This is a genomic window from Salmonella sp. NW722, assembly GCF_051702785.1.
GTDB classification, from domain to species: domain Bacteria; phylum Pseudomonadota; class Gammaproteobacteria; order Enterobacterales; family Enterobacteriaceae; genus Salmonella; species Salmonella enterica.
In genome coordinates this window covers 333,023-355,659 of record NZ_JAMMIN010000004.1, presented here as the reverse complement: position 1 = coordinate 355,659, position 22,637 = coordinate 333,023, and the positions used below count along the sequence as shown (strand labels likewise).

Genomic DNA, 22,637 nt, shown 5'->3' with positions numbered 1-22,637 from the left:
TAATGCACGGTTTCACCGGTGTCATAAATCATCAACATGCTGTCAATGCCGCCTTTTTTTTTCATAAATCTGTCATAAATCTGACGCATAATGGCGCGGCATTGATAACTAACGACTAACAGGGCAAATTATGGCGAGACGTATTCTGGTCGTAGAAGATGAGGCGCCGATCCGTGAAATGGTGTGCTTCGTGCTCGAACAAAATGGCTTTCAGCCCGTAGAAGCCGAAGATTATGACAGTGCGGTGAATAAACTTAATGAACCCTGGCCGGATCTCATCCTTCTTGACTGGATGTTGCCCGGCGGGTCAGGGTTACAGTTTATTAAACATCTCAAACGTGAAGCCCTGACCCGGGATATTCCGGTGGTTATGCTGACCGCGAGAGGTGAGGAAGAAGATCGCGTGCGCGGGCTGGAAACCGGCGCTGACGATTACATTACCAAGCCGTTTTCCCCCAAGGAGTTGGTGGCGCGCATTAAAGCTGTTATGCGGCGCATCTCGCCGATGGCGGTCGAAGAGGTGATCGAGATGCAGGGACTGAGCCTTGATCCTGGCTCTCACCGCGTGATGACCGGCGACAGCCCGCTGGATATGGGGCCGACCGAATTTAAATTACTCCATTTCTTTATGACGCACCCGGAACGGGTTTACAGCCGCGAACAGCTACTCAATCATGTCTGGGGCACCAATGTGTACGTTGAAGACCGGACGGTCGACGTGCATATTCGCCGTTTGCGTAAGGCGCTGGAGCACAGCGGCCACGACCGGATGGTGCAAACGGTACGCGGGACAGGGTATCGTTTTTCGACCCGCTTTTAATGCCTTTTCCGCCAGTAGAACACAGGTTTCTGGCGGAGAAGGCTTTCCATTCTTGAGGGAGTATGACGCGTGCTGGAACGGCTGTCATGGAAAAGGCTGGTGCTGGAGCTGGTGCTCTGTTGCATCCCCGCGCTTATCCTTAGCGCTTTTTTTGGTTATCTGCCGTGGTTTTTACTGGCGGCGGTGACGGGACTGCTTGTCTGGCATTTCTGGAATTTGTTACGCCTCTCCTGGTGGCTTTGGGTCGACAGAAGTATGACGCCGCCGCCGGGGCGGGGAAGTTGGGAACCGCTGTTATACGGTTTACACCAGATGCAGTTGCGAAATAAGAAGCGTCGCCGCGAGCTGGGGAACCTGATTAAACGTTTTCGCAGCGGCGCGGAGTCGCTGCCTGATGCCGTGGTACTGACCACAGAAGAGGGCGGTATTTTTTGGTGTAACGGTTTGGCGCAACAGATACTGGGGCTACGCTGGCCGGATGACAACGGGCAGAATATTCTCAATCTACTGCGTTATCCGGAGTTTACCCAGTATTTAAAAACGCGTGATTTCACCCGTCCGCTTCATTTGGTGCTCAATACCGGGCGGCATCTGGAGATCCGCGTCATGCCTTATACCGATAAACAACTCCTGATGGTGGCGCGCGATGTGACGCAAATGCATCAGCTTGAAGGCGCCAGACGTAACTTTTTCGCCAACGTTAGCCATGAGTTGCGTACGCCCTTGACGGTATTGCAAGGCTATCTGGAAATGATGCAGGAACAAGCGCTGGAAGGGGCGACGCGAGAGAAAGCGCTGCATACGATGCGCGAGCAAACGTATCGTATGGAAGGGCTGGTAAAACAACTGCTTACGTTGTCTAAAATTGAGGCGGCCCCGGCGCTGTTATTAAATGAAAAAGTGGATGTACCGATGATGCTGCGGGTCGTGGAGCGTGAAGCGCAGACGCTCAGCCAGCAGAAACATACCTTTACGTTTGAGGTCGACGATAGTCTTAGCGTTCTGGGCAATGAAGAGCAGCTACGTAGCGCGATCTCAAACCTGGTGTATAACGCGGTAAACCATACGCCGGCGGGAACGCATATTACGGTGAGCTGGCGACGTGTCGCGCATGGCGCTGAATTTTGCATTCAAGATAACGGTCCGGGGATTGCTGCCGAGCATATTCCTCGTCTGACCGAACGCTTCTACCGCGTAGATAAAGCGCGTTCGCGGCAAACGGGCGGCAGCGGCCTGGGATTGGCGATTGTGAAACATGCGTTGAATCACCATGAAAGCCGCCTTGAAATCGACAGTTCGCCTGGCAAAGGAACGCGATTTAGCTTTGTGCTGCCGGAACGTTTAATTGCCAAAAATAGCGATTAATTGCCTTTCGTAAGTATAACTTTCCATAAGCCAGCGGATGCTGGCTTATTTTCTTTGCAGTTAAGACGGGCTCGTTGAAACATTCAACGTTTGGTGATTTTTTGTTCGCATGATTAGCCATAACTTTTTCATGAGAATGGTGTTTTATTCTGGTTGTAAATTTCATATCGCTATATTCATCTGGTTTTTAGATCCCACCTTGCTTTAAAACGTTATAAGCGTTTAAATTGCGCTTCAGGTGCTGTCATTACGACTGCATTTGCGCGGTAAATCGAAAAACAATTCTTCGCCGCATCGGTCCGGGAGCTTTTCCCGCTGAAATTGATAAAAAACGCCGCTTTATAATCCTCCGGGAAAGGCAAAAATTTTAATGTTTACAACATCACCATCCACAGGCAGTAAGACTTTATGACCCATCAGTTAAAATCGCGCGATATCATCGCCCTGGGCTTTATGACATTTGCGCTGTTCGTTGGCGCAGGCAATATTATCTTTCCTCCTATGGTCGGTTTGCAGGCGGGTGAGCACGTCTGGACAGCCGCTATTGGCTTTCTGATTACCGCCGTAGGGCTACCGGTTCTTACTGTTGTGGCGCTGGCGAAAGTCGGCGGCGGCGTAGACAGCCTCAGTACGCCGATTGGTAAAGTGGCGGGACTCCTGCTGGCGACCGTTTGCTATCTGGCCGTCGGGCCGTTATTTGCGACGCCGCGTACCGCGACGGTGTCGTTTGAGGTCGGTATCGCTCCGTTGACCGGCGATTCTGCAATGCCGTTGCTGATTTACAGCGTGGTCTATTTCGCTATCGTTATTCTGGTTTCCCTCTATCCGGGTAAGCTGCTGGATACGGTGGGGAATTTCCTGGCGCCGTTGAAAATTATTGCGCTGGTCATCCTTTCCGTCGCGGCTATCGTTTGGCCTGCCGGTCCAATCAGCAACGCCCTGGACGCTTATCAGAATGCGGCCTTTTCTAACGGATTTGTGAACGGCTATCTGACGATGGATACGCTGGGCGCGATGGTGTTTGGTATCGTTATTGTGAACGCGGCGCGTTCTCGCGGCGTGACCGAAGCGCGCCTGTTGACGCGTTACACGGTCTGGGCCGGCCTGATGGCGGGCGTGGGGCTGACGCTGCTTTACCTTGCCTTGTTCCGCTTAGGTTCTGATAGCGCGACGCTGGTCGATCAGTCAGCGAACGGCGCGGCGATTCTTCATGCCTACGTTCAGCATACCTTTGGCGGCGCGGGAAGCTTCCTGCTGGCGGCGCTGATCTTTATCGCGTGTCTGGTGACGGCGGTGGGGCTGACCTGCGCCTGCGCTGAGTTTTTCGCGCAGTATATTCCGCTGTCTTACCGCACGCTGGTCTTTATTCTCGGCGGCTTCTCTATGGTGGTGTCAAACCTCGGACTGAGCCATCTGATTCAAATCTCCATTCCGGTGCTGACGGCCATCTATCCGCCGTGTATCGCACTGGTTGTATTAAGTTTTACCCGCTCATGGTGGCATAATTCCACCCGCATCATCGCGCCGGCCATGTTTATCAGTCTGCTTTTTGGTATCCTTGACGGCATCAAAGCATCTGCCTTTGGCGATATGCTGCCAGCCTGGAGTCAGCGTTTGCCGCTGGCGGAACAGGGACTGGCGTGGTTGATGCCAACGGTGGTGATGGTGATCCTGGCGATTATCTGGGATCGCGCGGCGGGTCGGCAGGTGACCTCCAGCGCTCACTAAAATCGCTGACATATGTGTACACCACGGGGCTTAACGCCCCGTGGTTTTTTATTGTGTTGATAGGTCAGAAATTGATGGAAAGCAATAATAAGCTAAAGCGTGGGCTGAGCACCCGGCACATTCGCTTTATGGCATTAGGTTCGGCAATCGGCACCGGCCTGTTTTACGGCTCGGCGGACGCCATCAAAATGGCGGGGCCGAGCGTGCTGTTGGCCTATATTATTGGCGGGGTCGCGGCATATATCATTATGCGCGCATTGGGGGAAATGTCCGTTCACAACCCTGCCGCCAGCTCATTTTCGCGCTATGCGCAGGAAAACCTCGGCCCGCTTGCGGGCTACATTACCGGCTGGACCTACTGTTTTGAGATCCTGATCGTCGCCATTGCCGACGTGACCGCGTTCGGCATTTACATGGGAGTCTGGTTCCCCGCCGTGCCGCACTGGATTTGGGTACTTAGCGTGGTGCTGATCATTTGCGCCATCAACCTGATGAGCGTCAAGGTGTTCGGCGAGCTGGAGTTTTGGTTCTCCTTCTTCAAAGTCGCCACCATTATTATCATGATTGTCGCGGGTATCGGCATCATTGTGTGGGGAATTGGCAACGGCGGGCAGCCGACCGGCATTCATAACCTGTGGAGTAACGGCGGCTTCTTCAGCAATGGCTGGCTGGGAATGATCATGTCGCTGCAAATGGTGATGTTCGCTTACGGCGGGATTGAGATTATCGGTATCACCGCCGGGGAAGCGAAAGACCCGGAGAAATCCATTCCGCGCGCCATTAACTCAGTACCGATGCGTATCCTGGTATTTTATGTCGGCACGCTGTTCGTCATTATGTCTATCTATCCGTGGAATCAGGTCGGCACAAACGGCAGTCCATTTGTGCTGACGTTTCAGCATATGGGGATTACCTTTGCCGCCAGCATTCTGAACTTTGTGGTATTGACCGCCTCGCTTTCCGCTATCAACTCTGATGTGTTTGGCGTAGGCCGTATGCTGCATGGTATGGCGGAGCAGGGGAGCGCGCCGAAAGTCTTTGCCAAAACGTCACGTCGTGGTATTCCGTGGGTTACTGTGCTGGTGATGACGATTGCGCTGCTGTTTGCGGTTTACCTGAACTACATCATGCCGGAAAACGTCTTCCTGGTGATTGCTTCGCTGGCGACGTTTGCGACGGTATGGGTATGGATTATGATCCTGCTGTCGCAAATCGCCTTCCGTCGTCGTTTACCGCCGGAAGAGGTAAAAGCGCTGAAGTTTAAGGTGCCGGGCGGTGTCGTAACGACGATAGCGGGGTTGATTTTCCTGGTCTTCATTATTGCGCTTATCGGCTACCATCCGGATACCCGCATCTCACTGTATGTGGGCTTCGCCTGGATAGTTCTGCTGTTGATTGGCTGGATATTTAAACGCCGTCGCGACCGTCAATTGGCGCAGGCGTAGTCGTTTTTCTCTGCCTTATCCGGTCTGCAGGCAACGGTAGACCGGATAAGCGGAGCCGCTTCTCCTCCTGGAGCCTCCTCCCCTAATAAACCCCTGGATGATGAGTTATCCTTTAAATCTCTATGGCAAGGTGGCCCCATTTTCAGTAGAGGGGATACGAGATGTTGAATGCCTGGCACTTACCGGTTGCCCCATTTGTGAAGCAACATAACGATAAATTAACCATTACGCTGTGGCTGAGCGGAGAAAATCCGCCGTCTCGCGTGACGTTGCGCTCAGAATTCGATAATGAAGAAATCTCACTGGCGATGCGCAAACAGCGCCGCCAGCCGCAGCCGGGCGTGACGGCGTGGCGAGCGACGCTCAATATCGCGTTAGGGCAACCCCGTCGCCGTTACAGCTTTAAATTGCTTTGGCACGACCGCCAGCTTTGGTTTACGCCACAGGGATTTAGCTGTTTTCCGCCTGCGCGTCTGGAACAATTTGCGGTTGATGTGCCGGATAGCGGACCGCAGTGGGTCGCCGATCAAATTTTTTATCAGATCTTCCCGGATCGTTTTGCCCGCAGCGCGACGCGTGAAGCCGATCAGGACCGGGTGTATTACCATCATGCCGCAGGTCAGGAGATTGTGCTGCGCGACTGGGACGATCCTTTAACCCCCCAGGCGGGCGGTTCCACCTTTTACGGCGGCTGTCTGAATGGCATTTGTGAGAAGCTGCCGTATCTGAAAAAACTGGGCGTCACAGCGCTATATCTGAATCCGGTATTTACCGCGCCGAGCGTCCATAAGTACGACACGGAAGATTATCGCCATGTCGATCCGCAATTTGGCGGCGATCGGGCGCTGCTACGCCTGCGGCGTGAAACCCAGGCGCAGGGCATGAGGCTGGTGCTGGATGGCGTGTTTAATCATAGCGGCGACTCGCATGCGTGGTTTGACAGGCATAACCGTAGCATTGGCGGCGCGTGCCATCACCCGGACTCGCCGTGGCGCGACTGGTACTCCTTTTCACCACAAGGCGTGGCGCTGGACTGGTTGGGTTATCCGAGCCTGCCGAAACTCGATTATCAATCAGAAACGCTGGTGGATGAGATCTATCGCGGTGAGGACAGTATCGTTCGTCACTGGCTAAAGGCACCGTGGAATATGGACGGCTGGCGGCTGGATGTCGTACATATGCTGGGCGAGGCGGGCGGGGCGCGTCATAATTTGCATCACGTCGCCGGTATTACCCGGGCGGCAAAAGAGGCGCAGCCCGAAGCCTATATTGTGGGGGAACATTTCGGCGATGCGCGGCAGTGGCTACAGGCCGATGCGGAAGATGCCGCCATGAATTATCGCGGCTTCACCTTCCCGCTATGGGGATTTCTCGCCAATACTGATATCGCTTACGAACCACAGCATATTGATGCCCGGACCTGTATCGCGTGGATGGATAACTACCGCGCCGGGCTGTCACACCAGCAACAACTACGCATGTTTAATCAACTCGACAGCCATGATACTGCGCGCTTTAAAACCCTGCTGGGTAAAGACGCGGCGCGCCTGCCGCTGGCGGTGGTCTGGCTGTTTACCTGGCCCGGCGTGCCATGTATTTATTACGGTGATGAGGTCGGCGTGGACGGCGCAAATGACCCCATGTGCCGCAAACCGTTCCCGTGGGATGAACGCAAGCAGGACGGCAACTTGCTGGCGCTGTACCAGCGTATGGCGAAACTGCGCCAGCGCAGTCTGGCGCTGCGTCGTGGCGGATGCCAGGCGCTGTATGCCGAAGGTGACGTAGTGGTATTCGTGCGGGTTTATCAGCAGCAGCGGGCGCTGGTGGCGATTAACCGGGGCGAGGCCTGTGAAGTGGCGCTGGAAGCGTTACCATTGCTGAACGTGGCCGGATGGCAATGTAAAACGGGAAGCGGTGACATCCGCGAGGGAAGACTTCGTTTACCCGCGATTTCCGCGACGGTATGGATGAATCGTTGAGGCGAGGTGGTTCGTAACACCTCACGCATAAAAAAGGCTCGCGATTGCGAGCCTTTTATCAATGTACTGACTTACAGGCTGGAAATGTTCTCAGCCAGGTATTTAGCCACGCCGTCCGGAGAGGCGTTCATGCCTTCTTTGCCTTTTTCCCACTGCGCCGGGCAGACATCACCGTGCTCTTCGTGGAACTGCAGCGCGTCGACCATACGCAGCATTTCGTCGATGTTACGACCCAGCGGCAGATCGTTCACGACCTGGTGGCGAACAATACCGTTTGCGTCAATCAGGAAAGAGCCGCGCAGCGCAACGCCTTCGTCCGGATGTTCGATACCGTAAGCTTTCTGAATTTCACGCTTCACGTCGGCGACCATTGCGTATTTCACCGGGCCAATGCCGCCTTTATCGACAGGGGTGTTACGCCATGCGTTGTGGACGAACTCAGAGTCGAAAGAAACGCCGACTACTTCAACGCCGCGCTTCTGGAATTCTTCATAACGTTTATCGAAGGCGATCAGCTCAGACGGGCAAACAAAAGTGAAGTCCATCGGCCAGAAGAACAGAACGGTCGTTTTACCATTGGTGTGCTGTTTGAAGTTGAATTTATCAACAATCTCACCGCTACCCAGTACCGCCGCAGCGGTGAAATCCGGGGCCTGACGAGTAACCAGTACCATAATAATTCTCCTGCAATATTAAGGGTTTTAGAACGCAACGCGGGCAGTATAGGGAGGGCGAAGCGACAAAACAATGCGGTCTTGACAATCAATGAGACAGCTTTTGCCTATCGATCGGGTCATTATAAATCGTAATGATGACCCCTTTATGACAGCGAACGATCTTTCTGCCAATGGCGGATCTGACGCACGCCCTCGCTATCAGGCCGTCACAGCGCTTTGCGGGCGGCCTGTGCCATCATACGCGGATAAAAATGCCAGAAGCGCTCTTCTAACGCGTCGTAGTGCGCGTCCAGATCGTACCAGGAATCACGCAAGGCATCCAGCCGGGGACGGCGATTCGCCATGCCATTCAGCACGTTTTGAATGAAATCCATATCGCGATACCGCTCTAACCATTTTTCTGACCAAAGATAATCATTCAGGTTGACAAAGCGCGGCGGGGAGTCGGGCAGAATCGTCGCGACCTGCGCATGGGCGTAGCCGACGAACGCCTGAAGTGGAAAATCAGGGGAGATTTGCGTCCAGTGGCGCGATAAAAAATGATCCCACATGACGTCCAGCGTAATGGGCGCCACGCGCCGCGTTTCATGGCGGAACCATTCTCGCGCCTCACGAACTTCCGGCAGGTTGTCGGTCATGACGTCAATACGCCGATGCATATAAATACCCTCTACCACGTCAGGAGGATAATGCGTTGCCGGGTTACCGCGGACAAAATCGGCCAGCAGATTACCGGGAAGCGAGCTGTCGGCAAGGTGCGCCAGATGCAGGTGAGCAAGAAAATTCATTATTGATTCTCTGTCCAAAAAGCGGGTAACGGTTGCAGCGGGAACGCCCCGGCACTAGACTACCCGCCTCTTATTTTAGTCTGAGTCAGAGTCATGCGCGTTACCGATTTTTCCTTTGAACTACCCGAATCCCTGATTGCCCACTACCCACAGCCGGAACGCAGTCGCTGCCGTTTGCTGTCATTAGAGGGGCCGACGGGCGCGCTGACGCACGGTACTTTCACCGATCTGCTCGATAAGCTCAACCCTGGCGATTTGCTGGTCTTCAATAATACCCGCGTGATCCCGGCGCGGCTCTTTGGCCGTAAAGCCAGCGGCGGCAAGATAGAAGTGCTGGTCGAACGTATGCTCGATGATAAACGCATCCTGGCGCATATTCGCGCTTCTAAAGCGCCAAAACCGGGTACGGAACTGCTGCTGGGCGACGACGAAAGTATTCACGCGACCATGACCGCGCGTCACGGCGCTCTGTTTGAAGTTGAGTTTAATGACCCGCGTCCGGTGCTGGATATTCTTAACGCCATCGGCCATATGCCGTTGCCGCCGTATATCGACCGTCCGGACGAGGACGCCGACCGCGAACTGTATCAGACGGTTTACAGTGAAAAACCGGGTGCCGTCGCCGCGCCGACCGCAGGGCTGCACTTTGATGAGCCGCTGCTGGCGGCGCTTCGTGAGAAAGGTGTCGAAATGGCGTTTGTTACGCTACACGTCGGCGCGGGCACTTTCCAGCCGGTGCGTGTCGATACCATTGAAGATCACATCATGCACTCCGAATATGCTGAGGTGCCGCAAGAGGTGGTCGACGCGGTGCTGGCGGCGAAAGCGCGCGGCAACCGGGTTATCGCCGTCGGCACGACCTCGGTACGCTCACTGGAAAGCGCGGCGCAGGCGGCAAAAAGCGATTTGATAGAGCCGTTCTTCGGCGATACGCAAATCTTTATTTATCCAGGTTATCAATACAAAGTGATTGATGCTCTGATCACCAACTTCCATCTGCCGGAATCGACGTTGATTATGCTGGTTTCCGCATTTGCCGGTTATCAACACACCATGAATGCCTATAAGACTGCGGTAGAACAAAAATATCGCTTTTTTAGCTACGGGGACGCGATGTTTATCACGTACAATCCGCAGGCTATTTCTGAGCGTCCGTAAGAAGGCTATCTCACTTGCCATTTTGACGCCGGGCAGTGCTCGCCATCCTCACGTACTGCGTGTACGCTCCGGTGGTTGTGCGCTGGTCGACCCCAAACTGGCTGCGCCGATGACGCCTTCGGGAATTTATTAGCTATGGAATCATTCCGTAGCGAGTCGTTAAACGTCGGACTGTTTTTCTGACGCAGGAGTGATAATGAAATTTGAGTTAGATACCACCGATGGTCGCGCGCGTCGCGGTCGTCTGGTGTTTGATCGTGGCGTAGTGGAAACGCCTGCTTTTATGCCTGTGGGTACTTACGGTACCGTGAAAGGCATGACGCCGGAAGAAGTGGAAGCGACCGGCGCGCAGATTATTCTCGGCAACACTTTCCACCTGTGGCTGCGCCCGGGTCAGGAAATCATGAAGCTGCATGGCGACCTGCACGATTTTATGCAGTGGAAAGGGCCTATTCTCACCGATTCCGGCGGCTTCCAGGTTTTCAGCCTCGGCGATATTCGTAAGATTACCGAGCAAGGCGTGCACTTCCGTAACCCGATCAACGGCGATCCGATTTTCCTCGATCCGGAAAAGTCGATGGAGATCCAGTACGATCTCGGTTCCGATATCGTGATGATCTTTGATGAATGTACGCCGTACCCGGCAGACTGGGACTATGCTAAACGCTCGATGGAGATGTCGTTGCGTTGGGCGAAGCGTAGCCGCGACCGTTTTGATAGCCTTGGCAATAAGAATGCGCTTTTTGGCATCATTCAGGGTAGCGTTTACGAAGATTTACGCGATATCTCGGTGAAAGGTCTGGTAGAGATTGGCTTTGATGGCTACGCTGTCGGCGGTTTGGCTGTCGGTGAGCCGAAAGCAGATATGCACCGCATTCTGGAGCACGTTTGCCCGCAGATTCCGGCTGACAAACCGCGTTACCTGATGGGCGTGGGTAAACCGGAAGATCTGGTGGAAGGGGTGCGTCGCGGTATTGATATGTTTGACTGTGTCATGCCAACGCGAAATGCCCGTAATGGTCATCTGTTTGTGACCGACGGCGTGGTGAAGATTCGTAATGCAAAGCATAAAAGCGACACCAGCCCGCTTGACGCCGAGTGCGATTGCTACACCTGTCGCAATTATTCACGCGCTTACTTGCATCATCTCGACCGTTGCAACGAAATATTAGGTGCGCGTCTCAATACCATTCATAACTTGCGTTACTACCAGCGTTTGATGGCGGGTTTACGCAAGGCTATTGAAGAGGGTAAATTAGAGAGCTTCGTAACCGAGTTTTACCAACGTCAGGGGCGACCCGTTCCACCTTTGAACGTTGATTAATTTTAATAATGAGGGAATTTGAATGAGCTTTTTTATTTCTGATGCGGTAGCGGCAACAGGTGCTCCAGCGCAGGGCAGCCCGATGTCTCTGATTTTAATGCTGGTGGTGTTTGGTCTGATTTTCTATTTCATGATCCTGCGCCCGCAGCAGAAGCGCACCAAAGAGCACAAAAAGCTGATGGACTCCATTGCGAAAGGTGATGAAGTTCTGACGAATGGCGGTCTGGTCGGTCGAGTGACCAAAGTAGCGGAAGCCGGCTACATTGCCATCGCGCTGAATGACACCACGGAAGTGGTTATCAAACGTGACTTCGTAGCTGCCGTTCTGCCGAAAGGCACCATGAAGGCGCTGTAATATTTCGTTTTCCCAAAGGGAACTGCCGTGTTAAACCGTTATCCTTTGTGGAAGTACATCATGCTGGTCGTCGTGATTATCGTCGGCCTGCTTTACGCACTTCCCAACCTGTATGGTGAGGATCCGGCTGTTCAAATCACTGGCGTGCGCGGCGTCGCCGCCAGTGAGCAAACGCTGATCCAGGTCCAGAAAACGTTACAAGAAGAAAAAATTCCCGCTAAGTCTGTGGCACTGGAAGAGGGCGCTATTCTTGCGCGCTTCGACACCACCGATACCCAGCTACGCGCCCGTGAAGCGCTGATGAGCGTGCTGGGGGATAAATATGTCGTGGCGCTTAACCTTGCGCCGGCTACGCCGCGCTGGTTGGCGGCTATTCACGCCGATCCGATGAAGCTCGGTCTTGATCTGCGCGGCGGCGTTCACTTCCTGATGGAAGTGGATATGGATACCGCGTTAGGTAAACTCCAGGAACAAAATATCGATAGCCTGCGCAGCGATCTGCGTGAAAAAGGCATTCCTTATACCACCGTTCGTAAAGAAAATAATTATGGGCTGAGCATCACGTTCCGTGACAGCAAAGCGCGTGATGAGGCGATCGCCTATCTGACGCCGCGTCATCGTGACCTGGTGATTTCCAGCCAGAGCGGTAATCAACTTCGCGCGGTAATGACCGATGCGCGCCTGAGCGAAGCGCGTGAATACGCCGTTCAGCAGAACATTAATATTCTGCGTAACCGTGTTAACCAACTGGGCGTCGCGGAGCCTGTCGTACAACGCCAGGGCGCAGACCGTATTGTGGTTGAGCTGCCGGGTATCCAGGATACCGCTCGCGCGAAAGAAATTCTCGGCGCGACCGCGACGCTGGAATTCCGTCTGGTGAATACCAACGTTGACCAGGCCGCCGCTGCTGCCGGGCGCGTACCGGGCGATTCCGAAGTGAAACAGACCCGCGAAGGCCAGCCGGTGGTATTGTACAAACGCGTGATCCTCACCGGCGACCATATCACCGACTCGACGTCCAGCCAGGATGAATATAACCAACCGCAGGTTAACATCTCGCTGGATAGCGCAGGCGGCAATATCATGTCTAACTTCACTAAGGACAATATCGGCAAACCGATGGCGACCCTGTTTGTGGAGTATAAAGACAGCGGTAAGAAAGACGCTAACGGTCGCGCCGTACTGGTGAAACAGGAAGAGGTGATTAACATTGCCAACATCCAGTCTCGGCTGGGTAACAGCTTCCGTATTACCGGTATCAGCAACCCGAACGAAGCGCGTCAGCTCTCGTTGTTGCTGCGTGCGGGTGCCCTGATTGCGCCGATTCAGATCGTTGAAGAGCGCACCATTGGCCCGACTTTGGGTATGCAGAACATCAAGCAGGGCCTGGAAGCCTGTCTGGCCGGCCTGGTGGTCTCCATCCTGTTCATGATCTTCTTCTATAAGAAGTTTGGTCTGATTGCGACCAGCGCGTTAGTGGCTAACCTGGTGTTGATTGTCGGTATCATGTCGCTGTTGCCGGGGGCAACGCTCAGTATGCCGGGGATTGCGGGTATCGTGTTAACCCTTGCGGTGGCGGTCGACGCCAACGTTCTGATTAACGAACGTATCAAAGAAGAGTTGAGTAATGGCCGCACGGTACAGCAGGCGATAAACGAAGGCTATGCCGGCGCGTTCAGTTCCATCTTCGATGCGAACATCACGACGCTGATTAAAGTCATCATTCTGTATGCTGTCGGTACCGGGGCAATTAAAGGGTTCGCGATTACGACCGGTATCGGTGTGGCGACGTCGATGTTTACCGCGATTATCGGTACGCGTGCTATCGTAAACCTGCTATATGGCGGCAAGCGCGTCACTAAGCTGTCAATCTGAGGAGTGCGATGTGGCACAGGAATACACTGTTGAACAACTAAACCACGGCCGTAAAGTCTATGACTTTATGCGCTGGGACTTCTGGGCATTCGGCATCTCCGGGCTGTTGCTGATCGCGGCCATTGTCATTATGGGCGTACGCGGGTTTAACTGGGGGCTGGATTTCACCGGTGGCACGGTAATTGAAATCACGCTGGAAAAACCGGCTGAAATGGACGTGATGCGCGAAGCGCTGCAAAAAGCGGGCTATGAAGAGCCGCAGTTGCAGAACTTTGGCAGCAGTCACGACATTATGGTGCGTATGCCGCCAACCGAAGGTGAAACCGGCGGTCAGGTACTGGGTAGCAAAGTGGTGACGATCATTAATGAAGCCACCAACCAGAACGCGGCCGTGAAGCGTATTGAATTCGTGGGGCCAAGCGTGGGCGCCGATCTGGCGCAAACCGGCGCTATGGCGCTGCTGGTGGCGTTGATCTCTATCCTCGTTTATGTCGGTTTCCGCTTTGAGTGGCGACTGGCGGCAGGGGTGGTCATCGCGCTGGCGCACGACGTGATCATTACGCTGGGGATACTGTCGCTTTTCCATATCGAGATTGACCTGACCATTGTGGCATCGTTGATGTCGGTGATCGGTTACTCGCTGAACGACAGTATCGTGGTCTCCGACCGTATTCGTGAAAACTTCCGCAAAATCCGTCGCGGGACGCCTTACGAAATCTTTAACGTGTCGCTGACCCAGACGCTACACCGTACGTTGATTACCTCCGGTACGACGTTAGTGGTAATTCTGATGCTGTACCTCTTCGGCGGTCCGGTACTGGAAGGCTTCTCGCTGACGATGCTGATCGGTGTCTCTATTGGTACGGCATCTTCTATCTATGTCGCATCGGCGCTGGCGCTGAAACTCGGCATGAAGCGCGAGCATATGCTGCAGCAGAAAGTCGAAAAAGAAGGGGCGGATCAGCCGTCCATTCTGCCGTAAGCTGGCGTTAACATGACTGAGAAAAGCCGCAACATCGCAGGGTGCTGCGGCTTTTTATTATCCAGAATAAACTCGATTGCATGAGGAACTATCATGGCTATCATCCCAAAAAACTACGCGCGCCTGGAAAGCGGCTATCGTGAAAAAGCGCTGAAGCTGTTTCCGTGGGTGTGCGGACGTTGTTCTCGTGAGTTTGTGTATTCAAATCTGCGTGAGCTGACGGTGCATCATATCGATCATGACCACACCAATAACCCGGAAGACGGCAGCAACTGGGAGCTATTGTGCCTCTACTGCCACGACCACGAGCATTCCAAATATACCGAAGCCGATCAGTACGGTTCGACGGTCATTGCCGGGGAAGATGCGCAAAAAGATGTCGGCGAGGCGACTTATAACCCGTTTGCCGATCTGAAAGCGATGATGAACAAAAAGAAATAAGCAGACTGCTGACAAAGCTGTTGGTGCTGTTGAATGTTAGGTTACGCTTCGCTCCACCCAACGGAATCCGCAATATAAATGAATTATTGGTTTTCGTAGATCGGATGCAATCCGACATTTTTTCAGCCCCGGAGTTTGTCGCCAGCCCCAAACGTCCTGTAACGCATACATTGTCACTGGAATCCCGATCGCAAGGTTGGGATTTTTTTGTTTTTAAGTCCTGCCGATACTGGCGAGCAGAGTAAAATCAGCGGTAAGCCGGGGCAACCCGGTGAGGCGCAATGTTGCGGGGGCTTGATCCCCGGTGGCCTTGTCGCTGGAAAGAGAAAACCCCCGCACATTGTTCGGTATTCACCGGCAACATTACGGGGGCTAACTTGACCCTAGACAAGTTGAGGATAGCCGCGAACCGTTGCCATTGCAACAAAGGCGGCAATATGACGCTCACAGAGTTGAGCATTACTATCTGGCACGATCTGGCGGCACCAACGCTGGTCGGGATTGCGACAGGTCTGTTTTTAGGCTGGTGGCATCGCCGGAAGTAATGTGAAGTGGGCGCGACTCGCCGCCGCATGGCAGCATGCGCCCGAAACGGGCCAGAGGGCGACCTCTGGCCTTTTTTGCAGGTTTAGAAGTTGTAACCCACGACCAGGTAGCCGCCCCAGCCGGTAGATTTCGCGCTGAAATCGCCGTCGCCCCAGTTCAGTTTTGCGCCATTCTGCCACTGTCCGCCGTTATGGAAGTAACGCGCAACGACCGAGTAGTGCCAGTGATCGTAGTTCAGCGCCAGGATATGGCTGGAAGCGATGGAATTGCTGGTACGGTTCGGATCGTCGCCTAAATCAGATCCCCAGTCAAAGTTGGTAAAGCCGATATAGCTCAGTTTACCGCCCCACAGATCGGTGATGGGGACGAAGTATTTCACTTTGAAACGGTAGCCGTCCCATTCGTTTTCATTGGAAGCACCGTAGTTTTGCCACTGATATTTCGCATACACGTTCAGCGACAGGCCCATCGGCAGGCCGGTGTCGATATCGGTCCCCAGACCCATATACCACGTGCTCTGGCGGCTGGCTTTGTTATCGCCCATATCGTAGATGTAGTTGTTGGCGAAATACCACTCTTTAAACGGGCCGAAGCTCAGGTCTGCGCCGGTCAGCTTATCAATCGAGAAACGCGGTTCGATTTCCATGAACAGCGGAGAACCGTCGGACCAGATACCTTTATCGTTGCCGTTACCCCAATCAAAGGTTTTGGGAATATCGATATAGCCGTAGAAATCAAACCAGTCTTTTTTGGCAAATGCTTCATATTCCAGATAGACGTCGTTGTTCAATTTCGGCGAGAAACGGGTATGGTAGCTGCCTACCACGTTTACGCTCTGGTGCCACCAGTCGGACAAATACTGCGGCTGATCATTTTCTGCTGCGTTAGCAGTAAAAGATGAGGTGAGCGCCAGCGCTGCGCTGACTGCGAGTAAAGTTTTTTTCATATGTATGCCACTGTTTGAAATCCCTTGCGGGAGTGAAAAGAACGCAATTTGCGTTTCTAAATATTTCGTGTTTCTGCGGAGCCTATTATAAAAATCATTGCTCACAAAAATATGTCTTGTTTCACATATCTATCATTTACGTAATCGATTGCGTTCACGTTTGCGCACTTTAGGCGCGGCGACAGTACTATCTTTCATGAATATTAACAATCCGTGTCATAAATTACGGAAATGTCAGTAGGGCAACAAAAGCCGCGCGGGGGATGTTGCGGAACGCACAAAACGCTCCGCCAGAACGTTTATTGATTAACAGGCTGAATATCATGGATGCGAATGAAGCCTAACTGCGCCGGTGTGATCCCCTTCAACGGTAACGAAATATTGACATCACTGGGCGCCAGCAAGCTGGCAGGGGCATTTACCAGAAGGCTCTGTGCATTCACCTCCTGATAGTTCTCCGTAGTGCCCTGAAGTTGCCCGTACTCTACGGTAGCGCTGAATGCCGGCAGCGGATCGCGGGACTCGCCCTGAATGCGTAACGTTGCGTGAGCGCCGTCTGCGACAGGCGTAATCTCCAGCAATGTCATACGTAGCGTACCGATCTGACTCTCCAGCCGGGCAGGCGTATTGGCGCCAGGCAACAAATAGACGCCGCGGGTTGACTCCGCATTCAGCTTATTTTGTTGGGTAATTTTTACCGTTTCCTGATTCAGTTGGGTCATCTCTTTATTCAGGGTGCTAATGCTTTGATGCATCTGGCGAACTTCGCTCTGCGGCGCGCAGGCGGTCAGGCTCAAGAGACTTCCCACCAGGAGAATTCTTAGGTAACGTCTTGTCATGTCGATCATTTCCTTCGTGGTCCGATAGCGTAATGGTAGTGCGCTATACGCACAAAGGCACCGATCCTTTATCTCAAAAGCGCTCCGCCTTTGTTGTCGCGCCAGTTCAGGGTAAAATAGCGTTTTCTAAATCATCTGGTCAGGACGCCGTATGCATTGCCCATTTTGTTTCGCCGTAGATACCAAAGTCATTGACTCTCGTCTTGTAGGCGAGGGCTCGTCCGTGCGCCGCCGTCGGCAGTGCCTGGTGTGTAATGAACGCTTTACGACCTTTGAAGTGGCTGAACTGGTCATGCCGCGCGTGATAAAAAGCAACGATGTGCGCGAACCCTTTAATGAGGATAAGCTGCGTAGCGGCATGTTGAGAGCGCTGGAAAAAAGACCCGTCAGCGCAGATGATGTTGAAATGGCATTGAACCATATTAAGTCACAATTACGTGCCACTGGGGAGCGTGAAGTTCCCAGCAAGATGATTGGCAACCTGGTCATGGAGCAGCTGAAAAAACTCGATAAAGTCGCGTATATTCGCTTTGCCTCCGTCTATCGCAGTTTCGAAGATATCAAAGACTTTGGCGAAGAAATCGCTCGCCTACAGGACTAAGCCATGCAGGATGAGTTTTACATGGCGCGAGCGCTAAAACTGGCGCAGCGTGGACGTTTCACCACTCACCCGAACCCTAATGTCGGCTGTGTCATTGTTAACAATGGCGACATCGTCGGCGAAGGTTATCACCATCGCGCCGGAGAGCCGCACGCCGAGGTCCATGCGCTGCGGATGGCGGGCGCAAAAGCCAAAGGCGCAACCGCCTATGTCACGCTTGAACCCTGTAGCCATCATGGGCGAACGCCGCCATGTTGTGATGCGCTGATTGCGGCCGGCGTCGCGCGCGTGGTCGCCGCGATGCAGGACCCGAACCCACAGGTCGCCGGGCGCGGGCTGTATCGCCTGCAACAGGCGGGTATTGCGGTCAGCCACGGGTTAATGATGAGTGAAGCGGAGGCGCTCAATAAAGGCTTCCTCAAGCGGATGCGTACCGGATTCCCTTATCTTCAGCTTAAACTGGGCGCCTCCGTGGATGGACGGACGGCGATGGCCAGCGGCGAAAGCCAGTGGATCACCTCGCCGCAGGCCCGGCGCGACGTTCAGCGCTTGCGTGCGCAAAGTCACGCTATCTTAACCAGTAGCGCGACGGTATTGGCTGACGATCCGGCCTTGACGGTGCGTTGGGCGGAGTTAGACGCCTCTACGCAGGCGTCTTACCCGCAGGAAAATCTGCGCCAGCCGGTGCGAATTGTTATCGACAGCCAAAACCGGGTAACGCCTGCGCATCGTATTGTGCAGCAGCCTGGCGAAACGTGGATTGCGCGTACCCAGGAAGATAGCCGCGCGTGGCCCGATTCGGTTCGTACTATCAGCGTGCCGGCGCACAACGGACATTTGGATCTGGTTGTGCTGATGATGCAGTTAGGCAGGCAGCAGATTAATAGCATATGGGTTGAAGCCGGACCGGGACTGGCGGGCGCGTTGCTGCAAGCCGGGCTGGTGGATGAACTGATTGTCTATGTCGCGCCTAAATTATTGGGAACCCAGGCGCGGGGATTATGCGAATTGCCGGGGCTTGAGAAGCTCGCCGACGCGCCGCAATTTACCTTCAGCGAAATACGTCATGTCGGCCCGGATGTTTGCCTGCATATGGTGAGCGCATGAGTTCTCCCGTCGAAAGGGGAGCAGCGCTCAAATTATTATGATAAAATCCGCCCCCCTGCGGGGCCAAATGAACCCTGGAAGAGAGAATATGAACATTATTAAAGCTAACGTTGCAGCCCCTGACGCTCGTGTCGCCATCACTATTGCGCGTTTCAATCAGTTTATCAACGACAGTCTGCTGGATGGCGCGGTTGATGCCCTGACGCGTATTGGTCAGGTAAAAGATGATAATATTACCGTAGTGTGGGTGCCTGGCGCCTATGAACTGCCGCTGGCGACCGAAGCGCTGGCGAAAAGCGGTAAATACGACGCCGTGGTTGCGCTGGGAACCGTGATTCGCGGGGGGACTGCGCACTTTGAATATGTGGCAGGCGGCGCCAGTAATGGCCTGGCAAGCGTTGCCCAGGACAGCGGCGTGCCGGTAGCCTTTGGTGTTCTGACCACCGAGAGTATTGAACAAGCCATCGAACGTGCTGGTACAAAAGCCGGTAATAAAGGCGCAGAAGCTGCGCTGACCGCGCTTGAAATGATTAATGTATTGAAAGCCATTAAGGCCTGATTTTTTGTAAGGGGAATTCCGTGAAACCTGCTGCTCGTCGCCGCGCCCGTGAGTGTGCCGTCCAGGCACTTTACTCCTGGCAGTTGTCCCAGAACGACATCGCTGATGTTGAATACCAGTTCCTGGCGGAACAGGACGTAAAAGACGTCGACGTTCTCTATTTCCGTGAACTGCTATCCGGGGTGGCGACTAACAGCGCGTACCTGGATGGTTTAATGAAACCGTATCTGTCCCGCCTGCTTGAAGAGCTGGGACAGGTTGAAAAAGCCGTGCTGCGTATTGCGTTGTTTGAGCTGTCAAAACGCAGCGATGTGCCTTATAAAGTGGCCATCAACGAAGCGATTGAACTGGCGAAAACCTTTGGCGCTGAAGACAGCCACAAATTCGTCAACGGCGTACTGGATAAAGCAGCTCCGGTGATTCGTCCCAACAAAAAGTGATTCACAGGCCGGAAAGATAGCGGGCGATGGATGATACCCGCCGTCTCCGGCCTTTTCTTTTTTTCTGCTGAGGCATAACGTATGGCATGTGGCGAGTTTTCCCTGATTGCCCGTTATTTTGACCGTGTAAGAAGCTCTCGTCTTGATGTTGAAACCGGTATTGGCGACGATTGCGCGCTCCTGAATATTCCTGAAAAGCAGACCCTGGCGATCAGTACCGATACGCTGGTGGCGGGCATCCATTTCTTACCCGATATCGATCCTGCCGATCTGGCGTATAAAGCGCTGGCGGTGAATTTAAGCGATCTGGCGGCGATGGGCGCCGATCCGGCATGGTTAACGCTGGCGCTCACGCTTCCTGACGTCGATGAGGCGTGGCTTGCCGCGTTCAGCGACAGCCTGTTTGAACAACTGGATTACTACGACATGCAGCTCATTGGCGGCGATACCACGCGCGGCCCGCTGTCGATGACGCTCGGTATTCATGGCCTTGTGCCAGCCGGTCGGGCGCTGAAACGTTCTGGCGCAAAACCGGGCGACTGGATTTATGTTACTGGCACGTTGGGCGATAGCGCTGCCGGGCTGGCGATTCTACGGGGTGATTTTCGCGTGGGAAGCTGGGGAGATGCCGACTATCTGGTCAAACGCCATCTGCGCCCGACGCCGCGTATTTTACAAGGGCAGGCGCTACGCGATCTCGCCAGTTCAGCGATCGATCTTTCCGACGGTTTGATCTCCGATCTTGGTCACATTCTTCAAGCCAGCAACTGCGGCGCGCGAATCGATTTGGAGGCGCTGCCTGACTCCGAAGAACTGTGGGGACATGCCAATGATCCCGAACAAAAGCTTCGCTGGATGTTATCCGGCGGCGAAGATTATGAACTGTGCTTTACCGTCCCGGAGCTGAACCGTGGCGCGCTGGATGTCGCGCTTGGTCATCTGGGCGTGCCGTTTACCTGTATCGGGCAAATGACGGCGGATATCGAAGGGATCTCCTTTGTGCGTGACGGAGAACCTGTCACTTTTGACTGGAAAGGATATGACCATTTTGCCACGCCATAAAGATGTTGCGAAAAGCCGCCTGAATTTGCGCAATCCGTGGCATCTGCTCGCTACCGGCTTTGGCAGTGGGCTGAGCCCCGTGGTGCCGGGCACGATGGGCTCGCTGGCGGCGATCCCCTTCTGGTATTTGATGACGTTTCTGCCGTGGCAGCTTTATTCGCTGGTCGTGATGTTTGGGATCTGCATTGGCGTTTATCTTTGCCATCAGACGGCGAAAGATATGGGCGTACACGACCACGGCAGTATTGTCTGGGATGAATTTATCGGTATGTGGATAACGCTAATGGCGTTGCCGACGACGGACTGGCAGTGGGTGGCTGCCGGGTTCGTTATTTTCCGCATTCTGGATATGTGGAAACCCTGGCCGATCCGTTGGTTTGATCGCAACGTGCACGGCGGCATGGGGATTATGATCGATGATATCGTCGCCGGGGTGATATCCGCCGGCATACTGTATTTTATCGGTCATCACTGGCCGCTCGGTATTATTTAAAGGGTTTGCCGGATGGCGGCGTAAACGCCTTATCCGGCCTATCCCCGAACAATATGTCGATTTCGCAGGCCCGATAAGCGCCGCGCCATCGGGCAATGGCGGATTATTTAAATCCCACCACCGGATGCTGTTTGTACGGTGTTTCGAGTTCGGCAATCTGCTCCGGTTTGAGCGTTAAATCAACGGCATTCAGCAACTCATCTAACTGCTCTTCACGCGAAGCGCCGATAATCGGCGCGGCGACGCCTCGTTTACTGAGTAGCCAGGCCAGCGCGACCTGCGCTCGCGTTGCGCCAAGCGCCTCGCTGACGCCAGCCAGCCGTTCCGCTATTTGCGCATCATTTTTATCGCTTTCAGCGTATAAATTTTTGCCCACGTCATCCGAGACCAGCCGGGCCGTGGTTTCTCCCCAGGGGCGAGTTAAGCGCCCGCGCGCCAGCGGACTCCACGGAATCACGGCGACGCCTTCCTGCCAGCACAGTGGTAGCATCTCACGCTCTTCCTCGCGGTAGATCAGGTTATAGTGATCCTGCATGGTGACAAACGGCACCCAGCCGTGTTGTTTTTGTAGCGCCAGTGCCTGGGCAAATTGTGAGGCGTGCATTGAGGAAGCGCCGATATAGCGGGCTTTACCCGCCTTCACCACGTCGTTTAGCGCTTCCAGAGTTTCTTCTATCGGCGTGGTGTAATCCCAGCGGTGGATTTGCAGGATATCGACATACTCCATTCCCAGACGGGTGAGGCTATCGTCAATAGAGCGCAGGATTTGCGCGCGGGACAATCCTTCCGGCAGATCGCCGACGCGATGGAAGACTTTCGTCGCTACCACCACCTCGTCGCGCCGGGCGAAATCACGCAGCGCGCGACCGACAATCTCTTCGCTGCTGCCGTCGGAGTAGCTGTTGGCGGTATCAAAAAAGTTAATGCCGCCCTCAAGGGCGCGCTTGATGATGGGACGGCTGCTCTCTTCGGGAAGCGTCCAGGCGTGATTGCCGCGACTCGGCTCGCCGAATGTCATACAGCCCAGACAAAGGCGGGACACCCGAAGATCTGTATTTCCTAACGTGTTGTATTGCATGACTCCGCTCCTGTTATACCCGTCACTCT

At 54.1% G+C, this 22,637-nt stretch carries 23 protein-coding genes and 1 pseudogene; 18 read left to right on the top strand and 6 right to left on the bottom strand.

What is annotated here, in order from left to right; translation table 11 throughout:
* The first annotated feature begins 130 nt into the window (after positions 1–130).
* The 5 genes from phoB to malZ all read left to right on the top strand — a co-directional run bounded on the left by phoB (position 131) and on the right by malZ (position 7,337).
* On the top strand, positions 131–820 hold the full coding sequence (gene phoB, locus NA330_RS12015) for a phosphate response regulator transcription factor PhoB (protein ID WP_000113918.1): 690 nt from the start codon (positions 131–133) through the stop codon (positions 818–820).
* A 69-nt stretch (positions 821–889) separates the two neighbouring features.
* On the top strand, positions 890–2,185 hold the full coding sequence (phoR, locus tag NA330_RS12010; protein ID WP_000893645.1) for a phosphate regulon sensor histidine kinase PhoR: 1,296 nt from the start codon (positions 890–892) through the stop codon (positions 2,183–2,185).
* Between the two features lie 408 nt (positions 2,186–2,593).
* The gene (gene brnQ, locus NA330_RS12005) at positions 2,594–3,913 is read left to right on the top strand and encodes a branched-chain amino acid transporter carrier protein BrnQ (protein WP_000149625.1); all 1,320 of its coding nucleotides are present in this window, start codon (positions 2,594–2,596) and stop codon (positions 3,911–3,913) included.
* A 74-nt stretch (positions 3,914–3,987) separates the two neighbouring features.
* Positions 3,988–5,358, top strand: coding sequence for a proline-specific permease ProY (gene proY / locus NA330_RS12000; protein WP_001555879.1), 1,371 nt, complete (start codon positions 3,988–3,990; stop codon positions 5,356–5,358).
* Positions 5,359–5,519: 161 nt separating this feature from the next.
* Positions 5,520–7,337, top strand: coding sequence for a maltodextrin glucosidase (gene malZ / locus NA330_RS11995; RefSeq protein WP_023241795.1), 1,818 nt, complete (start codon positions 5,520–5,522; stop codon positions 7,335–7,337).
* Positions 7,338–7,408: 71 nt separating this feature from the next.
* Here malZ and NA330_RS11990 read toward each other — a convergent pair whose 3' ends face one another.
* Positions 7,409–8,011 carry a peroxiredoxin gene (locus tag NA330_RS11990; protein WP_000244731.1) on the bottom strand — a complete coding sequence of 201 codons (603 nt, stop codon included), beginning with the start codon at positions 8,009–8,011 and terminating at the stop codon, positions 7,409–7,411.
* Positions 8,012–8,220: 209 nt separating this feature from the next.
* A complete protein-coding gene (acpH, locus tag NA330_RS11985; protein WP_017441692.1) occupies positions 8,221–8,802 on the bottom strand; it encodes an ACP phosphodiesterase in 582 nt (193 codons plus the stop codon).
* A gap of 93 nt (positions 8,803–8,895) precedes the next feature.
* Here acpH and queA point away from each other — a divergent pair, with 93 nt between their 5' ends.
* The 7 genes from queA (at position 8,896) to NA330_RS11950 (ending at position 15,482) form a co-directional block, all read left to right on the top strand.
* On the top strand, positions 8,896–9,960 hold the full coding sequence (gene queA / locus NA330_RS11980) for a tRNA preQ1(34) S-adenosylmethionine ribosyltransferase-isomerase QueA (protein ID WP_001266530.1): 1,065 nt from the start codon (positions 8,896–8,898) through the stop codon (positions 9,958–9,960).
* 196 nt (positions 9,961–10,156) lie between these two features.
* The gene (gene tgt, locus NA330_RS11975; protein WP_000667305.1) at positions 10,157–11,284 is read left to right on the top strand and encodes a tRNA guanosine(34) transglycosylase Tgt; all 1,128 of its coding nucleotides are present in this window, start codon (positions 10,157–10,159) and stop codon (positions 11,282–11,284) included.
* Positions 11,285–11,306: 22 nt separating this feature from the next.
* The gene (gene yajC / locus NA330_RS11970; RefSeq protein ID WP_000007628.1) at positions 11,307–11,639 is read left to right on the top strand and encodes a preprotein translocase subunit YajC; all 333 of its coding nucleotides are present in this window, start codon (positions 11,307–11,309) and stop codon (positions 11,637–11,639) included.
* Positions 11,640–11,666: 27 nt separating this feature from the next.
* Entirely contained in the window at positions 11,667–13,514 is a 1,848-nt protein-coding gene (secD, locus tag NA330_RS11965) for a protein translocase subunit SecD (RefSeq protein WP_000934811.1), read from the top strand.
* A 10-nt stretch (positions 13,515–13,524) separates the two neighbouring features.
* Positions 13,525–14,496 carry a protein translocase subunit SecF gene (secF, locus tag NA330_RS11960; protein ID WP_000046629.1) on the top strand — a complete coding sequence of 324 codons (972 nt, stop codon included), beginning with the start codon at positions 13,525–13,527 and terminating at the stop codon, positions 14,494–14,496.
* Between the two features lie 93 nt (positions 14,497–14,589).
* Positions 14,590–14,937, top strand: a complete 348-nt coding sequence (gene yajD, locus NA330_RS11955; RefSeq protein ID WP_000974818.1) for an HNH nuclease YajD — start codon at positions 14,590–14,592, stop codon at positions 14,935–14,937.
* Between the two features lie 437 nt (positions 14,938–15,374).
* Complete coding sequence (locus NA330_RS11950; RefSeq protein WP_000176312.1) at positions 15,375–15,482, top strand: type I toxin-antitoxin system toxin Ldr family protein; 108 nt, start codon at positions 15,375–15,377, stop codon at positions 15,480–15,482.
* An 83-nt stretch (positions 15,483–15,565) separates the two neighbouring features.
* On the opposite strand, the gene NA330_RS11945 is transcribed toward NA330_RS11950, so the two are convergent.
* Positions 15,566–16,429, bottom strand: a complete 864-nt coding sequence (locus NA330_RS11945) for a nucleoside-specific channel-forming protein Tsx (RefSeq protein WP_000752021.1) — start codon at positions 16,427–16,429, stop codon at positions 15,566–15,568.
* Between the two features lie 299 nt (positions 16,430–16,728).
* The gene (locus NA330_RS11940; RefSeq protein WP_000198488.1) at positions 16,729–17,268 is read right to left on the bottom strand and encodes a DUF3251 domain-containing protein; all 540 of its coding nucleotides are present in this window, start codon (positions 17,266–17,268) and stop codon (positions 16,729–16,731) included.
* 151 nt (positions 17,269–17,419) lie between these two features.
* On the opposite strand from NA330_RS11940, the gene nrdR reads away from it, so the two are divergent.
* The 6 genes from nrdR to pgpA all read left to right on the top strand — a co-directional run bounded on the left by nrdR (position 17,420) and on the right by pgpA (position 21,530).
* Complete coding sequence (nrdR, locus tag NA330_RS11935; RefSeq protein ID WP_000543533.1) at positions 17,420–17,869, top strand: transcriptional regulator NrdR; 450 nt, start codon at positions 17,420–17,422, stop codon at positions 17,867–17,869.
* Positions 17,870–17,872: 3 nt separating this feature from the next.
* Positions 17,873–18,976 carry a bifunctional diaminohydroxyphosphoribosylaminopyrimidine deaminase/5-amino-6-(5-phosphoribosylamino)uracil reductase RibD gene (gene ribD, locus NA330_RS11930; RefSeq protein ID WP_001150218.1) on the top strand — a complete coding sequence of 368 codons (1,104 nt, stop codon included), beginning with the start codon at positions 17,873–17,875 and terminating at the stop codon, positions 18,974–18,976.
* A gap of 88 nt (positions 18,977–19,064) precedes the next feature.
* Positions 19,065–19,535 carry a 6,7-dimethyl-8-ribityllumazine synthase gene (gene ribH, locus NA330_RS11925; RefSeq protein WP_001021372.1) on the top strand — a complete coding sequence of 157 codons (471 nt, stop codon included), beginning with the start codon at positions 19,065–19,067 and terminating at the stop codon, positions 19,533–19,535.
* Between the two features lie 20 nt (positions 19,536–19,555).
* A complete protein-coding gene (nusB, locus tag NA330_RS11920) occupies positions 19,556–19,975 on the top strand; it encodes a transcription antitermination factor NusB (protein WP_000801129.1) in 420 nt (139 codons plus the stop codon).
* A gap of 81 nt (positions 19,976–20,056) precedes the next feature.
* Positions 20,057–21,037: a thiamine-phosphate kinase gene (thiL, locus tag NA330_RS11915; protein WP_017441695.1), complete on the top strand. Its 981-nt coding sequence runs from the start codon at positions 20,057–20,059 to the stop codon at positions 21,035–21,037.
* Positions 21,015–21,530 carry a phosphatidylglycerophosphatase A gene (pgpA, locus tag NA330_RS11910; RefSeq protein ID WP_000154063.1) on the top strand — a complete coding sequence of 172 codons (516 nt, stop codon included), beginning with the start codon at positions 21,015–21,017 and terminating at the stop codon, positions 21,528–21,530. The genes thiL and pgpA overlap by 23 nt, the downstream gene beginning before the upstream one ends.
* A 4-nt stretch (positions 21,531–21,534) precedes the next feature.
* On the opposite strand, the pseudogene NA330_RS11905 reads toward pgpA, so the two are convergent.
* Positions 21,535–21,626, bottom strand: a pseudogene (locus tag NA330_RS11905) (hypothetical protein); the annotation flags it as partial.
* Between the two features lie 7 nt (positions 21,627–21,633).
* Complete coding sequence (locus tag NA330_RS11900) at positions 21,634–22,608, bottom strand: aldo/keto reductase (protein WP_017441696.1); 975 nt, start codon at positions 22,606–22,608, stop codon at positions 21,634–21,636.
* Positions 22,609–22,637 lie beyond the last annotated feature (29 nt).

Coding starts and splice junctions, on each gene's coding strand:
- pgpA (WP_000154063.1), top strand. CDS start 21,015: ATGACCATTTTGCCACGCCATAAAGATGTTGCGAAAAGCCGCCTGAAT.
- yajC (WP_000007628.1), top strand. CDS start 11,307: ATGAGCTTTTTTATTTCTGATGCGGTAGCGGCAACAGGTGCTCCAGCG.
- queA (WP_001266530.1), top strand. CDS start 8,896: ATGCGCGTTACCGATTTTTCCTTTGAACTACCCGAATCCCTGATTGCC.
- nrdR (WP_000543533.1), top strand. CDS start 17,420: ATGCATTGCCCATTTTGTTTCGCCGTAGATACCAAAGTCATTGACTCT.
- acpH (WP_017441692.1), bottom strand. CDS start 8,802: ATGAATTTTCTTGCTCACCTGCATCTGGCGCACCTTGCCGACAGCTCG.
- NA330_RS11900 (WP_017441696.1), bottom strand. CDS start 22,608: ATGCAATACAACACGTTAGGAAATACAGATCTTCGGGTGTCCCGCCTT.
- NA330_RS11950 (WP_000176312.1), top strand. CDS start 15,375: ATGACGCTCACAGAGTTGAGCATTACTATCTGGCACGATCTGGCGGCA.
- ribD (WP_001150218.1), top strand. CDS start 17,873: ATGCAGGATGAGTTTTACATGGCGCGAGCGCTAAAACTGGCGCAGCGT.
- yajD (WP_000974818.1), top strand. CDS start 14,590: ATGGCTATCATCCCAAAAAACTACGCGCGCCTGGAAAGCGGCTATCGT.
- NA330_RS11990 (WP_000244731.1), bottom strand. CDS start 8,011: ATGGTACTGGTTACTCGTCAGGCCCCGGATTTCACCGCTGCGGCGGTA.
- tgt (WP_000667305.1), top strand. CDS start 10,157: ATGAAATTTGAGTTAGATACCACCGATGGTCGCGCGCGTCGCGGTCGT.
- NA330_RS11940 (WP_000198488.1), bottom strand. CDS start 17,268: ATGACAAGACGTTACCTAAGAATTCTCCTGGTGGGAAGTCTCTTGAGC.
- ribH (WP_001021372.1), top strand. CDS start 19,065: ATGAACATTATTAAAGCTAACGTTGCAGCCCCTGACGCTCGTGTCGCC.
- phoB (WP_000113918.1), top strand. CDS start 131: ATGGCGAGACGTATTCTGGTCGTAGAAGATGAGGCGCCGATCCGTGAA.
- proY (WP_001555879.1), top strand. CDS start 3,988: ATGGAAAGCAATAATAAGCTAAAGCGTGGGCTGAGCACCCGGCACATT.
- NA330_RS11945 (WP_000752021.1), bottom strand. CDS start 16,429: ATGAAAAAAACTTTACTCGCAGTCAGCGCAGCGCTGGCGCTCACCTCA.
- brnQ (WP_000149625.1), top strand. CDS start 2,594: ATGACCCATCAGTTAAAATCGCGCGATATCATCGCCCTGGGCTTTATG.
- malZ (WP_023241795.1), top strand. CDS start 5,520: ATGTTGAATGCCTGGCACTTACCGGTTGCCCCATTTGTGAAGCAACAT.
- thiL (WP_017441695.1), top strand. CDS start 20,057: ATGGCATGTGGCGAGTTTTCCCTGATTGCCCGTTATTTTGACCGTGTA.